The organism is Methylobacterium sp. FF17, assembly GCF_025813715.1.
Lineage (GTDB): Bacteria > Pseudomonadota > Alphaproteobacteria > Rhizobiales > Beijerinckiaceae > Methylobacterium > Methylobacterium flocculans.
In genome coordinates this window covers 496556-511855 of record NZ_CP107532.1, presented here as the reverse complement: position 1 = coordinate 511855, position 15300 = coordinate 496556, and the positions used below count along the sequence as shown (strand labels likewise).

General features: G+C 67.5%; 14 protein-coding genes. 11 read left to right on the top strand and 3 right to left on the bottom strand.

Annotated features, from left to right (window positions below; all coding sequences use genetic code 11):
- Window positions 1-73 precede the first annotated feature (73 nt).
- On the top strand, window positions 74-547 hold the full coding sequence (gene smpB, locus OF380_RS02265; RefSeq protein ID WP_264049175.1) for an SsrA-binding protein SmpB: 474 nt from the start codon (window positions 74-76) through the stop codon (window positions 545-547).
- Window positions 548-674: 127 nt separating this feature from the next.
- Here the strand turns inward: smpB and OF380_RS02260 are convergent, their stop codons facing one another.
- The 3 genes from OF380_RS02260 to rpoZ all read right to left on the bottom strand — a co-directional run bounded on the left by OF380_RS02260 (window position 675) and on the right by rpoZ (window position 4655).
- Window positions 675-1364: a LabA-like NYN domain-containing protein gene (locus tag OF380_RS02260; RefSeq protein WP_264049174.1), complete on the bottom strand. Its 690-nt coding sequence runs from the start codon at window positions 1362-1364 to the stop codon at window positions 675-677.
- Between the two features lie 454 nt (window positions 1365-1818).
- Window positions 1819-4062 (bottom strand): RelA/SpoT family protein, encoded by a 2244-nt coding sequence (locus tag OF380_RS02255; protein ID WP_264049173.1) that lies wholly within the window; start codon window positions 4060-4062, stop codon window positions 1819-1821.
- Between the two features lie 182 nt (window positions 4063-4244).
- Entirely contained in the window at window positions 4245-4655 is a 411-nt protein-coding gene (rpoZ, locus tag OF380_RS02250; RefSeq protein WP_238279753.1) for a DNA-directed RNA polymerase subunit omega, read from the bottom strand.
- 253 nt (window positions 4656-4908) lie between these two features.
- Between rpoZ and OF380_RS02245 the strand changes: the two genes are divergently transcribed.
- The 10 genes from OF380_RS02245 (at window position 4909) to OF380_RS02200 (ending at window position 15063) form a co-directional block, all read left to right on the top strand.
- On the top strand, window positions 4909-5631 hold the full coding sequence (locus OF380_RS02245) for a carbonic anhydrase (RefSeq protein ID WP_264049172.1): 723 nt from the start codon (window positions 4909-4911) through the stop codon (window positions 5629-5631).
- Between the two features lie 88 nt (window positions 5632-5719).
- The gene (fabD, locus tag OF380_RS02240; protein ID WP_264049171.1) at window positions 5720-6661 is read left to right on the top strand and encodes an ACP S-malonyltransferase; all 942 of its coding nucleotides are present in this window, start codon (window positions 5720-5722) and stop codon (window positions 6659-6661) included.
- Between the two features lie 15 nt (window positions 6662-6676).
- Complete coding sequence (gene fabG, locus OF380_RS02235) at window positions 6677-7417, top strand: 3-oxoacyl-[acyl-carrier-protein] reductase (RefSeq protein WP_264049170.1); 741 nt, start codon at window positions 6677-6679, stop codon at window positions 7415-7417.
- A gap of 491 nt (window positions 7418-7908) precedes the next feature.
- Complete coding sequence (locus OF380_RS02230) at window positions 7909-8145, top strand: acyl carrier protein (protein WP_018044468.1); 237 nt, start codon at window positions 7909-7911, stop codon at window positions 8143-8145.
- Window positions 8146-8231: 86 nt separating this feature from the next.
- Window positions 8232-9494 carry a beta-ketoacyl-ACP synthase II gene (fabF, locus tag OF380_RS02225; protein WP_264049169.1) on the top strand — a complete coding sequence of 421 codons (1263 nt, stop codon included), beginning with the start codon at window positions 8232-8234 and terminating at the stop codon, window positions 9492-9494.
- A 143-nt stretch (window positions 9495-9637) separates the two neighbouring features.
- A complete protein-coding gene (locus OF380_RS02220; protein WP_404810524.1) occupies window positions 9638-9814 on the top strand; it encodes a hypothetical protein in 177 nt (58 codons plus the stop codon).
- Window positions 9815-10608: 794 nt separating this feature from the next.
- Complete coding sequence (gene mltG / locus OF380_RS02215) at window positions 10609-11973, top strand: endolytic transglycosylase MltG (RefSeq protein ID WP_264049168.1); 1365 nt, start codon at window positions 10609-10611, stop codon at window positions 11971-11973.
- Between the two features lie 13 nt (window positions 11974-11986).
- Entirely contained in the window at window positions 11987-12865 is an 879-nt protein-coding gene (locus OF380_RS02210) for a YicC/YloC family endoribonuclease (RefSeq protein ID WP_264049167.1), read from the top strand.
- Window positions 12866-12877: 12 nt separating this feature from the next.
- Window positions 12878-13522, top strand: coding sequence for a guanylate kinase (gene gmk, locus OF380_RS02205; RefSeq protein ID WP_264049166.1), 645 nt, complete (start codon window positions 12878-12880; stop codon window positions 13520-13522).
- Between the two features lie 128 nt (window positions 13523-13650).
- Complete coding sequence (locus tag OF380_RS02200; RefSeq protein WP_264049165.1) at window positions 13651-15063, top strand: dihydrolipoyl dehydrogenase; 1413 nt, start codon at window positions 13651-13653, stop codon at window positions 15061-15063.
- Window positions 15064-15300 lie beyond the last annotated feature (237 nt).

Here is a 15300-nt window from a genome sequence, read left to right as displayed (position 1 = left end):
GCAAAGCGAAGCGCGACGAACCATATCCCTCGGCCCGGTCGCGCTGTCGCGGTCGGCCTGACCCGACGTTGTGATGGCTCCCAAACCTGAATCGAACCGCCGCGTCGTCGCCGATAACCGCGCCGCCCGCTACCATTACGAGATCACGGATACGCTTGAGGCCGGGCTCGCCCTAACGGGGACCGAGGTCAAATCCCTGCGCAAAGGGAAGGCGACGATCGGCGAGGCCTATGCCGGGCCATCCGGTACCGACCTGATGCTCTTCAATGCCTACATCCCCGAATACGTGGAGGCGAACCGTTTCAATCATGAAACGAAGCGCCCCCGCCGTCTGCTGCTTCATCGCAAGCAGATCAACAAGTTGATCGGCGCCACCCAGCGGGAAGGCTTCACGGTGGTTCCGCTGAAGATCTATTTCAATGAGCGTGGGCGCGCCAAGATCGAACTTGGACTTGGACGGGGTAAGAAGCTTCACGACAAGCGTGAGACCGCCAAAGAGCGGGACTGGCAGCGCGACCGTGCGCGTATCCTGCGAGACCGGGGCTAGCGTTCGACGCTGGTAGGTCCGACCGATCAGCCTTGAGAGAGGCTGATCGGGTGATACCGACGCGAAGACGGGCTGCACATCGTCGTGGATGAGCCGGGCGAACCGCTAGATTGGCGCGAGGCGCGCGTTATGCGTCCGGTGCGACCTCATCCTGGCGGATACCGTAACGGCTCTCAAGTGCCGCGCTCGGTCGAGCGGACCGTTCCGGTGTCTCGCCGCGCGAGCGCGTCGGTGTGTCCGCTTGCCCTCGGGTGTCGGGCCCCCGTGCGTCCTGGTTGCGCACCGCGCGCTCACCCGCGTCGCGACCAATGCGTCCAAGGAGATGAGCGAGGTCAATGAACTCGTCGGCCTGACGCCGGAGATCGTCGGCGATCATCGCAGGTTGGGTTTGTATGGTGGATACGACGGTGACTCGGACGCCGCGCCGCTGCATGGCCTCCACGAGAGACCGGAAATCTCCATCGCCGGAGAACAGCACCATGTGGTCGATGCGCGGCGCAAGTTCGAGCGCGTCGATCGCGAGCTCGATATCCATGTTACCCTTGACCTTCCGGCGACCCATGGAGTCGACGAATTCCTTGGCAGGTTTCGTGACAACGCAGAATCCATTGTAGTCCAGCCAGTCAATCAGCGGCCGAATCGAAGAATATTCCTGATCCTCTACGATGGCCGTGTAGTAAAAAGCGCGAACGAGCTGATCTCGCGACTGAAATTCTTTGAGAAGCCTTCGATAGTCGATGTCAGCTCCAAGAGCCTTCGTTGCAGAGTAAAGGTTTGCCCCATCGATAAAGAGGGCGCTACGTTGGTGTGCGCTCATTACGGAACCCAATATTCTAAAAGGCCTTATTTCGCAACATTCACCGGCAATCCATTATCAATGGGTCTATTGTCTGAGCTTTACACTCTCTCGACCTGAGTATTGAATGGGCGGGTCGGGAATTTCCCGCGTGCCGTAAATTCGCAAAAGAAAGACGGATGAAGAAAAGAAGATGATTTACTCAGGCATAATCGAAAGAAAGTCAAGTCTAATCCTGCGTTTTGCCTTTATTTCAACCTAAGGTAAATATCCCAACTTGCCCCTCCCGAGTTTACTGGGTCCAGCGTTCAGGAATCCGGTAATGCATCGCAAATCGCTTGCGCGCTGAGCTCAAGATTTTTAATCAGTCTTATCCTGCGTAGCAGCTTGGTAGGCAGTAGTTGAATGCAGAACGGTCGGCGAGACACCTGAATGTTGTATCTCGCGACGACATCTGCATGCCACGCGCCACTGCTTACCCGTTGACTCGCTCGACTTTGTTGACGGTTCTTTTGCCGCGCAACTCCGCGATGATGGCATTGAGGTGCTTGAGGTCCCAGACGGAAAGATCGATGACGATCTGCGTAAAATCCTGAGTTTTCCGCTTCATGGAAACATTGTCGATGTTACCGTCGTGATCCGCGATGACTTGGGCGATCTGCGCGAGCACGCCAGGTTCGTTGATGGACTGCAGCGCGAGACGCGCTGGGAAACGCTCGCTCGTCCCTGCCTCCACGTCCCATCGTACATCAAGCCACCGGTCGGGTTCGTTGTCGAAGGCAGCCAGAGCGGCCGACTGGATCGGATAGATCGTGACACCGATCCCGGGAGTCAGAATGCCGACGATCCGATCGCCGGGGACCGCACCGCCATTCGGTGCAAAGCTGACCGGCAGATCGCCGTCGAGCCCACGGATCGGGATACCATCCGCGCGTCCAAGATCGGAGGCTCGACCGTCAGGAAAGGTCAGGCGCATCGTCTGATCTTTGGCGAGGCTCAAGCGGCCCGCCCCGTCGCCCGAGGCCGGTTGCGGCAGGGGAGCCGGGGCTCCGCGGCGTTCGTCCTTGTGATCGGGATAGACCGCTCGTACGACGTCGCCCGAGAACATTTCACCCCGGCCAACGGCCGCGAAGACGTCTTCGGTACTCTGGCGGGCGAGGCGAGGCAGTGCGCCCCGCAGTTTGTCGTCCGAGAAGCTTTTCGCAGCTCTCTCGAAGGCCCGATCGAGGATCTGGCGCCCGAGGCCAGCATATTGACGCCGGACGGCCGAGCGCGTCGCCCGGCGGATCGCGGAGCGCGCCTTACCGGTGACGACTAACGATTCCCAAGCTGCCGGCGGGGACGCGCCGTCCGAGCGCGCGATCTCGACCTCGTCACCGTTCACGAGTTCATGCAACAGGGGCGCCATGCGTCCATTGATCTTTACGCCGACTGCTGAATTGCCGACGTCGGTGTGAACCGCATAGGCGAAGTCGATCGGCGTGGCCCCACGGGGCAGGGCAATCAGCCGGCCCTTGGGCGTGAAGCAGAACACCTGATCCTGAAAGAGTTCGAGTTTCGTGTGCTCGAGGAACTCTTCCGGACTATCGCCCTCCGCAAGCAGTTCGATCGTACGGCGGAGCCATTGATAGGCCCCGCTTTCGGTGGCAAGGCGCGGATGACCACCACCGATCTCGTCCTTTCCGCCGCTTTCCTTGTAGTGGGCATGCGCGGCGATACCGTACTCGGCGATTTCGTCCATCGCAGCCGTGCGGATCTGGAGTTCGACGCGCTGGCTCTTCGGTCCGATCACCGTCGTATGGATCGAGCGATAATCGTTCTGCTTCGGCGTTGAAATGTAATCCTTGTAGCGCCCTGGAACCATCGGCCAGCTCGTGTGGACGACGCCGAGGGCGCCGTAGCAATCGGAAAGCGTCTCCACCACGACCCGGAATCCGAAGATGTCCGATAATTGCTCGAAGGCGACGGATTTCCGTTCCATCTTGGCAGAGATTGAGTAGGGCCGCTTCTGCCGCCCCGTGACGACTGCTTTAATCCCCTGGGCCGAGAGTTTTGCGGTGAGATCCTGCTCGATACTTTCAACCAGCCGCTCGGACTTCGCTGAGAGATCGGAGAGGCGCTGGGCAATGGTGGCGTAAATCTCAGGTTTGAGATTGCGCAACGCAAGATCTTCGAGTTCCTCACGTAGCTCTTGCATGCCCATTCGGCCTGCGAGCGGAGCATAGATATCCAGGGTTTCCTGGGCGATGCGCTCGCGCTTGTCGACGCGCATGTGGTGGAGGGTGCGCATGTTATGCAGGCGGTCGGCGAGCTTTACGAGAAGCACGCGAACGTCTGCCGCGACCGCCAAGAGAAGCTTCCGGAAGTTCTCGCCCTGGGCTGCCCGCTTCGAAACAAGATCGAGACGTTTCAGCTTGGTCAGGCCGTCGACCAGCGCACCGATTTCAGGGCTGAAGATCTCGCGAATCTCGTCGAGGGTGGCGGCCGTATCTTCCACCGTATCGTGCAGCACCGCCGCTACGATGGTCGCGTCGTCGAGGCGGAGATCGGTGAGAATCGCTGCGACTTCAAGGGGATGAGCGAAGAAGGGATCGCCTGAGGCCCGCTTCTGTGTGCCGTGCGCGCGCATTGCGTAGACATAGGCGCGGTTGAGCAGGGCCTCGTCCGCCGCGGGATTGTAGCGCTTGACCCGCTCGACAAGCTCGTATTGGCGCATCATCCGCCGAGGGACCCTTCCACGCTTGAGCGCGCCCGGCATGGGGCGTGATGCAGCGATGTGTCCCGCATTGCACGCGGGCACGCCAGCCCCAAGGCGTCGCAGGATGCGGAAATCCGGGAGGCGGGACGAAAAAAAACCCGGCGCGGGGCCGGGTTTTCGACGCGGATGCGCGGGGACGGAGCCTACTCGGCCTCGTCGTCCGTCTCGGTGGGCGGCGCCAGGTTCTCGAGGCCGCGCAGCAGGTCTTCCTCGCTCATGCGGTCGAACTGCACGGCGCTGTCGTCGCTGGAGGATTGCGGGGCGACGGCGGCGGCGGCCGGCGAGCTGGAAAGCAGCGGGACGGTTTCCGCTTCCGGCTCATCGACTTCGACGTATTTCTGCATCGAATGGATGAGCTGTTCCTTGAGGTCGTCCGCCGTGATCGTCTCGTCGCCGATCTCGCGCAGGGCGCAGACGGGGTTCTTGTCGCGGTCGCGGTCGATGGTCAGCGGCGCGCCGGCGGCGAGCAGGCGAGCCCGATGGCTGGCGAGCAGGACCAGCTCGAAGCGGTTCTCGACCTTGTCGATGCAGTCTTCAACGGTGACGCGAGCCATGGCGGACGGCTCCTTCCTCGGACGGAATTTCGGGGTTCAACCCGCGTCATACACGCCTTCACGACGGGCAACAAGCGGCGCGCGGTGTTGCATCATGCTGCGCGCGGCCCTGCATCATCCGGCACACGTGCGAGATCCACCCGCAATCCCGGGCGCGCACGGCGCCAAATGCCCCTGCGACGGCCGGGCGGCGCGGTTATAAGGGAGCAAATCCGGATCGGGGAAACGATTCGGCCAAGGGGGAGACCGGACCATGACCACGATGCTCAGCCGTCGCAGCCTGCTCGGCTGCGGGTGCACACTCGGGGCCGCGTGCTTCGCCGCGACGGCCCTGCCGGATCTGGCCTTCGCGGCGAGCCCGTCCTCCAAGAAGACCACCCTGTCCGCCGACCAGGCGCTGGAAGCCCTCAAGGAGGGCAACCGCCTCTACCACACCGACAGCCCGGTCCGGGCGGTCCAGGGCCGCGAGCGCCGGATCGAGATCGCGCTCGGCCAGACGCCGTTCGTGGTGCTGGTGAGCTGCTCCGATTCGCGCGTCTCGCCGGAGATCCTGTTCGGGCGCGGCCTCGGCGAGCTCTTCATCGTGCGCAACGCCGGCAACTGCGTGGATACGGCGGCGCTCGGCTCCATCGAATACGCGGTCTCGCAGCTCGGGGTGCCCCTGGTGCTGGTGATGGGCCACAGCCGCTGCGGCGCGGTGGAGGCCGCCGTCGACGTGGTGAAGAACAACACCGTCTATCCGGGTTCCATCGGCCGGATGATCGAGCCGATCGTCCCGGCGGTGCTCAGCCAGCGCGACAAGCCGGGCGACTTCGTGGAGAACTGCGTGCGCGCCAACGTCAACCGGGTGGTGGAGCGCCTGCGCTCGGCCTCCGAGCCGGCCCTGCTCGATCCCCTCAAGGCCGGCAAGCTGCGGGTGATCGGCGCCTCCTACAGCCTCGACAACGGCACCGTGGACTTCTTCAACGAGGGCTGACCGGCGCCGGTGCCATGTTGACACAGGTGGCGGGCGGTGCGACTGCGCCGCCCTTCCCGGGGCTGACCCGGCTTGAGGAGGATATCCCATGGCGCGCGCGTGCATCTTCCCCGGCCAGGGCAGCCAGGCGGTCGGCATGGGCCGGGCGCTCGCCGAGCACTTCCACCAGGCCCGCGACGTGTTCGCGGAGGTGGACGACGCCCTGAACCAGCCGCTCTCGCGCCTGATGTTCGAGGGTCCGGTGGAGGAACTCACCCTCACCGCCAACGCCCAGCCGGCCCTGATGGCCGCGAGCCTGGCGGCGCTCCGCGTCCTGGAGGCCGAGCGCGGCCTCGACCTGAAGCGCGACGCGGCCTGCGTCGCCGGCCATTCGCTCGGCGAGTACACGGCCCTGGCCGCCGCCGGCACCTTCTCCATCGCCGACGCCGCCCGGCTCCTGCGGATTCGCGGCACCGCCATGCAGGACGCGGTGGCCCCCGGCGCCGGCGCCATGGCGGCGCTGATCGGCGCCGATCCCGAGACCGCGCGGGGCATCGCGGCCGAGGCCGCCGAGGGCGCGGTCTGCGAGGTCGCCAACGACAATGGGGGCGGACAGGTCGTGCTCTCCGGCGCCAAGGCGGCGGTGGAGCGCGCGGTCGCCCTGGCGCAGGCGCGCGGGATCAAGCGCGCGGTCATGCTCAACGTCTCGGCGCCGTTCCACTGCGCGCTGATGGCGCCGGCGGCGGAGGCCATGCGCGCGGCGCTGTCCGAGGTCGCCATGCACACCCCCGTGGTCCCGGTCTACGCCAACGTGCTCGCCGCCCCGATCTCCGATCCGGCCGCGATTCGCGAAGCCCTGGTGGCCCAGGTCACCGGCACCGTGCGCTGGCGCGAGAGCGTCGCCGCCATGGCGGCGGCGGGGGTCGACCAGTTCACGGAGGTCGGCACCGGCAAGGTGCTCACCGGCCTCGTCAAGCGCATCGCCGCCGGGGCCTCGGCCGGCGCGGTCGGCACCCCCGACGACGTCTCCGCGTTTCCCAGCCTCGGCTGAACCACAGGATTGTCCATGTTCGACCTGACCGGCCGCAAGGCCCTCGTCACCGGCGCCACCGGCGGCCTCGGCGGCGCCATCGCGCGGGGCCTGCACGCGCAGGGGGCGACCGTCGCCATCTCGGGCACCCGCCAGGCGGCCCTGGAGGCCTTCGCGGCCGAGCTCGGGGGCGAGCGCGTCCACGTCGTGGCCGGCGACCTCTCCGACAAGGCCTCGGTGGAGGCCCTGGTGCCGGCGGCCGAAGCGGCGCTCGGCGGCCTCGACATCCTCGTCAACAACGCCGGCATCACCCGGGATAACCTCGTGCTGCGCATGAAGGACGACGAGTGGGACGCGGTGATCGCCGTCAACCTCTCGGCCGCCTTCCGGCTCTCGCGGGCCGCCGTGAAGGGCATGATGAAGCGCCGCTACGGCCGCATCGTGAACATCGGCTCGGTGGTGGGCACCACCGGCAATCCGGGGCAGGTGAACTACGCCGCCGCCAAGGCCGGCCTCGTCGGCATGACCAAGGCGCTCGCGGCGGAAGTCGCCACCCGCAACCTCACGGTCAACTGCATCGCGCCGGGCTTCATCACCTCGCCGATGACGGACGCCCTCAACGAGAAGCAGCGCGAGGGCATCCTCGGCCGCGTTCCCATGGGGCGGCTGGGCACGGGCACCGACATCGCGGCGGCCGCGATCTACCTCGCCTCGGACGAGGCCGCCTACGTCACCGGCCAGACCCTCCACGTGAACGGCGGCATGGCGATGGTGTGAGGCACGACCGGCTCTCACCCCCCGGAACCGGCTCTCCTCCCCCTTGCGGGGAGGAGTTGGAGGTGGGGGTGCGAGCTCGCGGGTCGTCGACGTGCGCTGGCGCCGACACCCCCACCCCTGACCCCTCCCCGCAAGGGGGAGGGGGATTCCTGCTGCACCGCACACCCGAAAAAAGTCCCGATTGGCTCGAAAAAGCCACAGCGATGAACGGGTTGTGAACCGGCCCTCGCCAGCGTCGGAACCCTGTGTTAACACCCGGCCTGCCGTGCGAGGGGGGTGCCGATTCAGCGCGTTGCGGGAGTTTGAAAAAAACGGGTCACCGGCTGGACAAGTACGGCGACTTGACCGAAACGCGCCATCGAACACACCGGCCGCCATTCTCGAATACGTCCCGGGATGGGACGGCGGTCACGGCACCTTCACCTGCAAAGACCTTGCACCTGCCAAGACCTTGCACCACCTCGACCTTGAAGAGCTAAGGACCAAGACCGATGAGCGATATCGCTGAGCGCGTGAAGAAGATCGTTGTCGAGCACCTCGGCGTGGAGCCGGAGAAGGTGGTCGAGGGCGCGAACTTCATCGATGATCTCGGCGCCGACAGCCTCGACACCGTCGAGCTCGTGATGGCGTTCGAGGAGGAGTTCAACGTCGAGATCCCGGACGACGCCGCCGAGACCATCCAGACGGTCGGCGACGCGGTGAAGTTCCTCGAGAAGAACTCCGCTTAAACCACACCGGGTCGCGCGCGAGCGGGGTCGGTCTCGGCCCCGCGCGCCATCCGTTTTTGTCGATGGGACTGGTTCGGGAACGTACGATGCGTCGGGTCGTAGTGACAGGCTTGGGGATGGTGACGCCGCTGGCCAGCGGAGTCGAAGCCACCTGGAGCCGGTTGATCGCCGGCGAGTCCGCCGCCAAGGTCGTGACGGCGTTCCCGGTGGACGATCTCGCCTGCCGCATCGCCTGCTCGGTTCCCTTCGGTGACGGCAGCGCGGGCAGCTTCAACCCCGACGCCGTCATGGAGGCGAAGGAGCAGCGCAAGGTCGATCCGTTCATCGTCTACGCGATGGCCGCCGCCCACGAGGCCCTGAACGACGCCGACTGGCACCCGACCTCCTACGAGGACCAGTGCGCCACCGGCGTCATGGTCGGCTCCGGCATCGGCGGCATCGGCGGCATCTACGACGCCTCGGTGACCCTGCACGACAAGGGGCCGCGCCGGATCTCGCCCTTCTTCATCCCCGGTCGAATCATCAACCTCGCCTCGGGCCAGATCTCCATCGCGCACGGCCTCAAGGGCCCGAATCACGCGGTGGTCACGGCCTGCTCCACCGGCGCCCACGCCATCGGCGACGCGGCCCGGCTGATCCAGTTCGGCGATGCCGACGTCATGGTGGCGGGCGGCGCCGAATCCCCCGTGAACCGCCTCGCGCTCGCGGGCTTCGCCGCCTGCCGCGCCCTCTCCACCGGCTTCAACGACGCCCCCACCAAGGCCTCGCGCCCCTACGACAAGGACCGCGACGGCTTCGTCATGGGCGAGGGCGCCGGCGTGGTGGTGCTGGAGGAGTACGAGCACGCCAAGGCGCGCGGCGCGAAGATCTACGCCGAGGTCATCGGCTACGGCCTGACCGGCGACGCCTACCACATCACCTCGCCGGCCCCGGACGGCGACGGCGCCTTCCGCTGCATGAGCGCCGCCGTGAAGCGCGCCGGCATCCAGGCCAGCGACCTCGACTACATCAACGCCCACGGCACCTCGACGCCCATGGGCGACGAATTGGAGCTGAAGGCCGTGGAGCGCCTGCTGGGCGAGCACGCGGCACGCGCCTCGATGTCCTCTACCAAATCCTCGATCGGCCACCTCCTCGGCGCCGCCGGCTCCGTGGAAGCCATCTTCTCGATCCTCGCCATCCGCGACGGCATCCTCCCGCCGACCCTCAACCTCGACACCCCCTCCGTGGAAACCGCGATCGACCTCGTGCCGCACGAGGCCAAGCGCAAGCGGGTGGATACGGTGCTGTCGAACTCGTTCGGGTTTGGCGGGACGAATGCGAGCTTGGTGATGCGGCGGGTGGATTAACGTCCACTTTGCACGTTTCCGTTCGTTGGTCGTGAAGCACGGGTCCCCTCTCCTGTAAGGAGAGGGACAGGGTGAGGTGTGTGACCTCTCCAGACATGGACCACACCTCACCCCAACCCTCTCCTTCCAGGAGAGGGGGCCTGTTGGGGTTGATCCACCCGCCCCGTCTCTTCCCGCCGACCCGCAACCTCGACAGCCCCTCCGTCGGGGCTGCCATCGACATCGTACCGCGCGAGGCCAAGCGCGTGGATACGGTACCGTCGAATTCGTTTGGGTTTGGTGGGACCATTGCGAACACGGTGATGCGGCGGGTGGAGTGAGCTTTCTCGCTTACTTCAGTGCTTGCAAAAATTCGCCAACTCGGAACTGCATCGTCGTTCCATCGAGGGTGAAGTCTTCAATGCGATATACGGCGATATAGCCAGCCCGTCGTTTGGGCTCGCCGTCTTTCATGACGCTGCGTGTCACAGCCACCCTTCGTCCATCCTTGATTGCGGCCAAGAATTTTGGCCACTTGCCCTTACTAGCCTTTACGTGGGGCTCCATGTAGACGCCATCTGTAATCCTCTCTTGGTGGACGCACGGAAGAAGTTCCTCTCCGATTTTCGCGAACCAGCTGCCAGGGTATCCAACCGCCTTTATTGCTTCCACTACAACTTCCCTATTCGATAGTTATTGCCAATCATATTTGCTCATCAGCTCACTCAGTCTATCGAGTGCTACTCCTGCGTGCAATCCACTTTTCGCGGGACGCAATGCTTTCGTTCGTTGCACGATCGTCATTCCGGGGCGCCGCAGGCGAGCCCGGAATCCAGAACCGCTGACGGTGCAAGGTCTTTCACCAACTGTGTTTCTGGATCCCGGGCTCCGCTGCGCGGCCCCGGGATGACGGAGCGGCTCGGAAAGGCCGACGTTCCAAAGGTCATTTAACATCGCTTCATCCAGCTCTGTACCGAAGTCAGTCGCTCTGAGCCTCGCTCCGCCACAAAACCCACCAAGTTCGCGCGCCAAACTGCCCGCCCCGTGTGCCCGACCCCTCGACTCGGGCGCACGAAATCCCCCAAAACATCCGGCGGCGGCCGGGGCGGGGACCTGAGGCCCGAACAGGATGTCCATGTTCTTCCGCAAGCGCGACAAGACCCCGGCGGTGACGCCGACCCCCGCCGACGAGCCGGCCCTGCCGAACCGCCTGTCGCCGCGCAGCCCGTCCGAGGCGATCAAGCCCACCGCCGCGCCGCCGCCGCCCCAGCGGCCGGTCCGTGAGCGCGGCGGTCTGCTCGCCCGCATCTCCGGCCTGCTCACCGCCTCCGTGGTGCTCGCCATCGCGGTGATGATCGGCGTGACCCTGTTCGAGCGCCAGACCAAGGAGCCGGGGCCGCTGCCCGCCGACAAGGTCGTGGTGATCCCGCCCCGCAGCGGCACCTCCGAGATCGCCGAGGCGCTGGCCCGCGAGGGTGTCATCGCCCACACCGCCCTGTTCGAATGGGCCGCGCGGCTCTCGGGCAAGGCGCTGAAGGCCGGCGAGTATACCTTCAAGTCCCATGCCAGCATCGGCGACGCCATCGAGACCCTGTCCTCGGGCCGGCAGGTCCAGCACGCCATCACCTTCCCGGAGGGGCTGACCTCCGAGCAGATCGTGGTGCGCCTCAACGACAACGACATCCTCAGCGGCGACATCAACGAGATCCCGCCCGAGGGCTCGCTCCTGCCCGACACCTACAAGTTCGAGCGCGGCGCCACCCGCCAGCAGATCGTCAACCTCATGCGCGCCAAGCAGCGCGAGGTCCTGAACCAGATCTGGCTGCGCCGCTCGGCCGAGATCCCGGTCAAGACCCCCGCCGAGATGGTGACCCTGGCCTCCATCGTGGAGAAGGAGACGGGCCGGGCCGACGAGCGCCCGCGCGTCGCCGGCGTGTTCGTCAACCGCCTCAACAAGCGCATGAAGCTGCAATCGGACCCCACCATCGTGTACGGGCTCGTGGGCGGGCGTGGCACCCTGGGGCGCGGCATCCAGCGCTCCGAGATCGACCGCGCCACGCCCTACAACACCTACGTGATCGAGGGCCTGCCGCCGGGCCCGATCGCCAATCCGGGCCGCGCGGCCCTGGAGGCGGTGGCCAACCCCTCGCGCACCAAGGACCTGTTCTTCGTGGCCGACGGCACCGGCGGCCACGCCTTCGCCGAGACCCTGGAGGGCCATTCGCGCAACGTCGCCCGCTGGCGCCAGGTTGAGAAGGCCCGCCAGACGCCCGCGCCGGACATGGCGGTCGACAAGGCCGACCCGCCGGGGGCGGCGAGCGTCCCCGGCACCGCCTCGGCCTACGCGCCGGAGGGCACCAACTTCGCCGGCGGCGCCGAGCCGGGCGGGCCCCGTCCGAAGGCCTTCGACGCCTCCGAGGGCACCCGCCTCGACCCCCTGCGCAACAAGACCTTCGACCTGAATTCGCCGAAAAGCGTGCCCGTGCTGCGGCAGCCGTAGGGAGTCCGGCGGCATGATCCTCTCCAGCATGACGGGCTTTGCCCGCGCCGCCGGCAGCAGCGGGCCGGTCCAGTGGGCCTGGGAGGTCCGCAGCGTGAACGGGCGCGGCCTCGACGTGCGCCTGCGCGTGCCGAACGGCTACGACGCGGTGGGCGAGATCGCCCGCACCGCCCTGCAGAAGACCCTGGCCCGCGGCCAGTGCCAGCTCTCCCTCGCCCTGACCCGCCCCGAGGCCGCGCCCCGCGTCCGCATCAACGAGACGCTGCTCGGCGAGCTCGCCGCCGCCGTCGCCCGGGTGCCGCGCCCCGAGGGCATGGCGCCCGCGAGCCTCGACGGGCTGCTCGGCATCCGGGGCGTCATCGAATCCGACGAGGAGCCGGGCTCGGACACCGAGGCGCTCGCCCGGGACCTCGCCGAGGGCGTGGTCCGCCTGGTCGCCGACCTCGTGGAGGCCCGCCGCGCGGAGGGGCGGGCGCTGAAGGGCGTCGTCGAGGGCCAGCTCGCCGAGATGGCCCGCCTCACCGCCGCCGCCGAGGCCTGCCCCGCCCGCCGGCCCGAGGCGGTCAAGGCGCGCCTCGCCGCCACCGTCGCCAGCCTGACGGAGGCCGGCGGCCTCGACCCCGACCGCCTGCACCAGGAGGCCGTGCTGCTCGCCGCCAAGGCCGATGTCCGCGAGGAACTCGACCGTCTCCGCGCGCACCTCGCCAGCGCCGCCGACCTGCTCGCCGCCGGCGGCCCCGTCGGCCGCAAGCTCGATTTCCTGGCCCAGGAGCTCGGCCGCGAGGCCAATACCCTGTGCGCGAAGGCCGGCGACGTCACGCTCTCGCGGATCGGACTCGACTTGAAGGCCGTGGTGGAGCAATTCCGGGAGCAGGTTCAGAACGTCGAGTAGGTTTTTCCGAGCATGCAGGCCACGACGATCGGGCGGCGCGGGTTCATCCTCATCCTGTCCTCGCCCTCCGGGGCGGGCAAGACCACGCTGACGCGCCAACTGGCGTCCGATCACACGTGGGGACTCGACGTCTCGATCTCGGTGACGACCCGGCAGCGTCGCCCCTCCGAGATCGACGGCAAGCACTACAACTTCATCGACCGCGAGGCCTTCGACGCCCTGCGCGGCGCCGACAACCTGCTCGAATGCGCCGAGGTGCACGGCAATTTCTACGGCACCCCGCGCAAGCCGGTGGAGAAGGTGCTGGGCGCCGGCCGGGACATGATCTTCGACATCGACTACCAGGGCACCCGGCAGGTGCGGGCCAAGCTCACCGACGACGTGGTCACGGTCTTCATCCTGCCGCCCTCCCTCGCCGAGCTGCGCCACCGCCTGGAGCGCCGGGCCGAGGATTCCCCCGATACCATCGAGAAGCGCCTCGCCAACGCCCGCCTGGAGATCCAACGCTGGAGCGAGTACGACTACGTCATCGTCAACGACGACCTCGACGATGCCTTCCGGTCCCTCGAAGGCATCCTCATCGCCGAGCGCCTGAAGCGGGCGCGGCGCACCGGCCTCACCCCCTTCGTGGAAGCCCTCCTCGCCGAACCCGACTGACGCACTGCCTGACCGACGGACCTGCCTGACCGACGGACCTGCCCGAGATGTGAGCGGGCCCCCAGGAACGTTCGGCGGGACACCGGGTTGGCCCGCCGCCGCGCCGACCTGCGGCGGGGGGGCGAAGAATGCGCGAGCGAAGCTGTGACGTCGCGGTGATCGGGGCCGGCACCGCCGGGCTCGCCGCCTTCCACGCCGCCCGCGAGGCCGGCGCCGACGCCGTGCTGATCGAGGCGGGGCCCGGCGGCACCACCTGCGCCCGCGTCGGCTGCATGCCCTCGAAACTCCTCGTCACCGCCGCCGAGGCCGCGCACGGCGCGCGCCACGCCGGGCGCTTCGGGGTCGAGGCCGGCCCGGTGCGGGTCGACGGCCGCGCCGTGATGGTGCGCCTGCGCCGCGAGCGCGACCACTTCGTCGCCGGCGTGTGCGAGGGCGTCGCGCGCATCCCGGCCTCCGCCCGCATCGACGGGCGCGCCCGCTTCACCGGCAACGACACCCTGGCGATCGACGACCACACGCGCCTCGGCTTTCGCGCCGCCATCATCGCGACGGGGTCGAGCCCGGCGGTACCGAAGGCCCTGGCCGATCTCGGCGCGCGCGTGCTCACCACCGACACCCTGTTCGAGATCGCGGACCTGCCGGCCTCCCTGGCGGTACTCGGCGGCGGCCCGGTGGGCATCGAAATCGCCCAGGCGATGGCGCGCCTCGGCGTCGCCGTCAGCCTGTTCGATCCCGGCACGCACCTCGCGTCCCTACGCGACGACGGGCTCGCCGCCGAGGCCGCGCGGATCTTCGGCGCGGAGATGTCCCTGCATTTGGGCTCCACCGTGACGGCGGGCGCGGTCGACGGCGACGGCGATGGCGACGGGGCGTGCCTGCACTGGACGGACGCGCGAGGGGACACGCATTCCGGCCGCTTCGCCCAGGTGCTCTCCGCCGCCGGGCGGCCCCCGAACGTCCGGGGTCTCGGGCTCGAAGCCACGGACCTCACCCGCGATGAAGACGGCCTGCCGGAGTTCGATGCGCGCACGCTGCTCTGCGCAGGCGCGCCGATCCTGATCGCCGGGGACGCCAATGCCGAGCGGCCGGTCCTGCACGAGGCCTCGCGCCAGGGGCGCATCGCCGGCGCCAACGCGGCCCGGCTCGTGGCGTCCGGCCGGGAGGCCGTCGCGGCGCCCCGGCGCTGGACACCCCTCGCCATGGTCTTCACCCAGCCCCAGGCGGCGAGCGTCGGCACACCCTACGACGCGGAGGATCCGGACCTTGTCCTCGGCACCGTGGATTTCGGCGACCAGGGCCGGGCCCGGATCCACGGCGAGAACGCCGGCGGCCTGCGCCTGCATGCCGACCGGTCCGGCCGCCTCCGGGGCGCCGAGATGTTCGGCCCCGAATGCGAGCACCTCGCCCATCTCCTCGCCCTGGCGATCGAAGACGGGTTGTCGGCGCGGGACCTTCTCGACCGGCCCTTCTACCACCCGACGGTGGAGGAGGGGCTGAAGACGGCCCTGGATGCGATCGTGGCGACCCTCGACGGGGCGTGAGGAGCGCAGCGGCGGGACTGCTTCGACCCGCCCGCCTCGGTGCTGCCGGGCCGGCATCTGACGCGGCTCGCGGTTGATGGGTTCGCAAGGTCGAGAGGATTGACGCGGGTTCCTCGAAAGGTCTGGCGGTGAAGCTTTCGGAGAAGGAGGGCTGACGACAAATCCGGTTCGGTGATGGAGCACGACCGCCCTCCCTCTCCTGAAAGGAGAGGGCTGGGGTGAGGTGTGGTCCCTCTC

Coding starts and splice junctions, on each gene's coding strand:
- OF380_RS02255 (WP_264049173.1), bottom strand. CDS start 4,062: ATGATGCGCCAATACGAGCTTGTCGAGCGGGTCAAGCGCTACAATCCC.
- OF380_RS02245 (WP_264049172.1), top strand. CDS start 4,909: ATGACCACGATGCTCAGCCGTCGCAGCCTGCTCGGCTGCGGGTGCACA.
- fabD (WP_264049171.1), top strand. CDS start 5,720: ATGGCGCGCGCGTGCATCTTCCCCGGCCAGGGCAGCCAGGCGGTCGGC.
- rpoZ (WP_238279753.1), bottom strand. CDS start 4,655: ATGGCTCGCGTCACCGTTGAAGACTGCATCGACAAGGTCGAGAACCGC.
- OF380_RS02210 (WP_264049167.1), top strand. CDS start 11,987: ATGATCCTCTCCAGCATGACGGGCTTTGCCCGCGCCGCCGGCAGCAGC.
- fabG (WP_264049170.1), top strand. CDS start 6,677: ATGTTCGACCTGACCGGCCGCAAGGCCCTCGTCACCGGCGCCACCGGC.
- OF380_RS02200 (WP_264049165.1), top strand. CDS start 13,651: ATGCGCGAGCGAAGCTGTGACGTCGCGGTGATCGGGGCCGGCACCGCC.
- OF380_RS02260 (WP_264049174.1), bottom strand. CDS start 1,364: ATGAGCGCACACCAACGTAGCGCCCTCTTTATCGATGGGGCAAACCTT.
- gmk (WP_264049166.1), top strand. CDS start 12,878: ATGCAGGCCACGACGATCGGGCGGCGCGGGTTCATCCTCATCCTGTCC.
- mltG (WP_264049168.1), top strand. CDS start 10,609: ATGTTCTTCCGCAAGCGCGACAAGACCCCGGCGGTGACGCCGACCCCC.
- OF380_RS02230 (WP_018044468.1), top strand. CDS start 7,909: ATGAGCGATATCGCTGAGCGCGTGAAGAAGATCGTTGTCGAGCACCTC.
- fabF (WP_264049169.1), top strand. CDS start 8,232: ATGCGTCGGGTCGTAGTGACAGGCTTGGGGATGGTGACGCCGCTGGCC.
- smpB (WP_264049175.1), top strand. CDS start 74: ATGGCTCCCAAACCTGAATCGAACCGCCGCGTCGTCGCCGATAACCGC.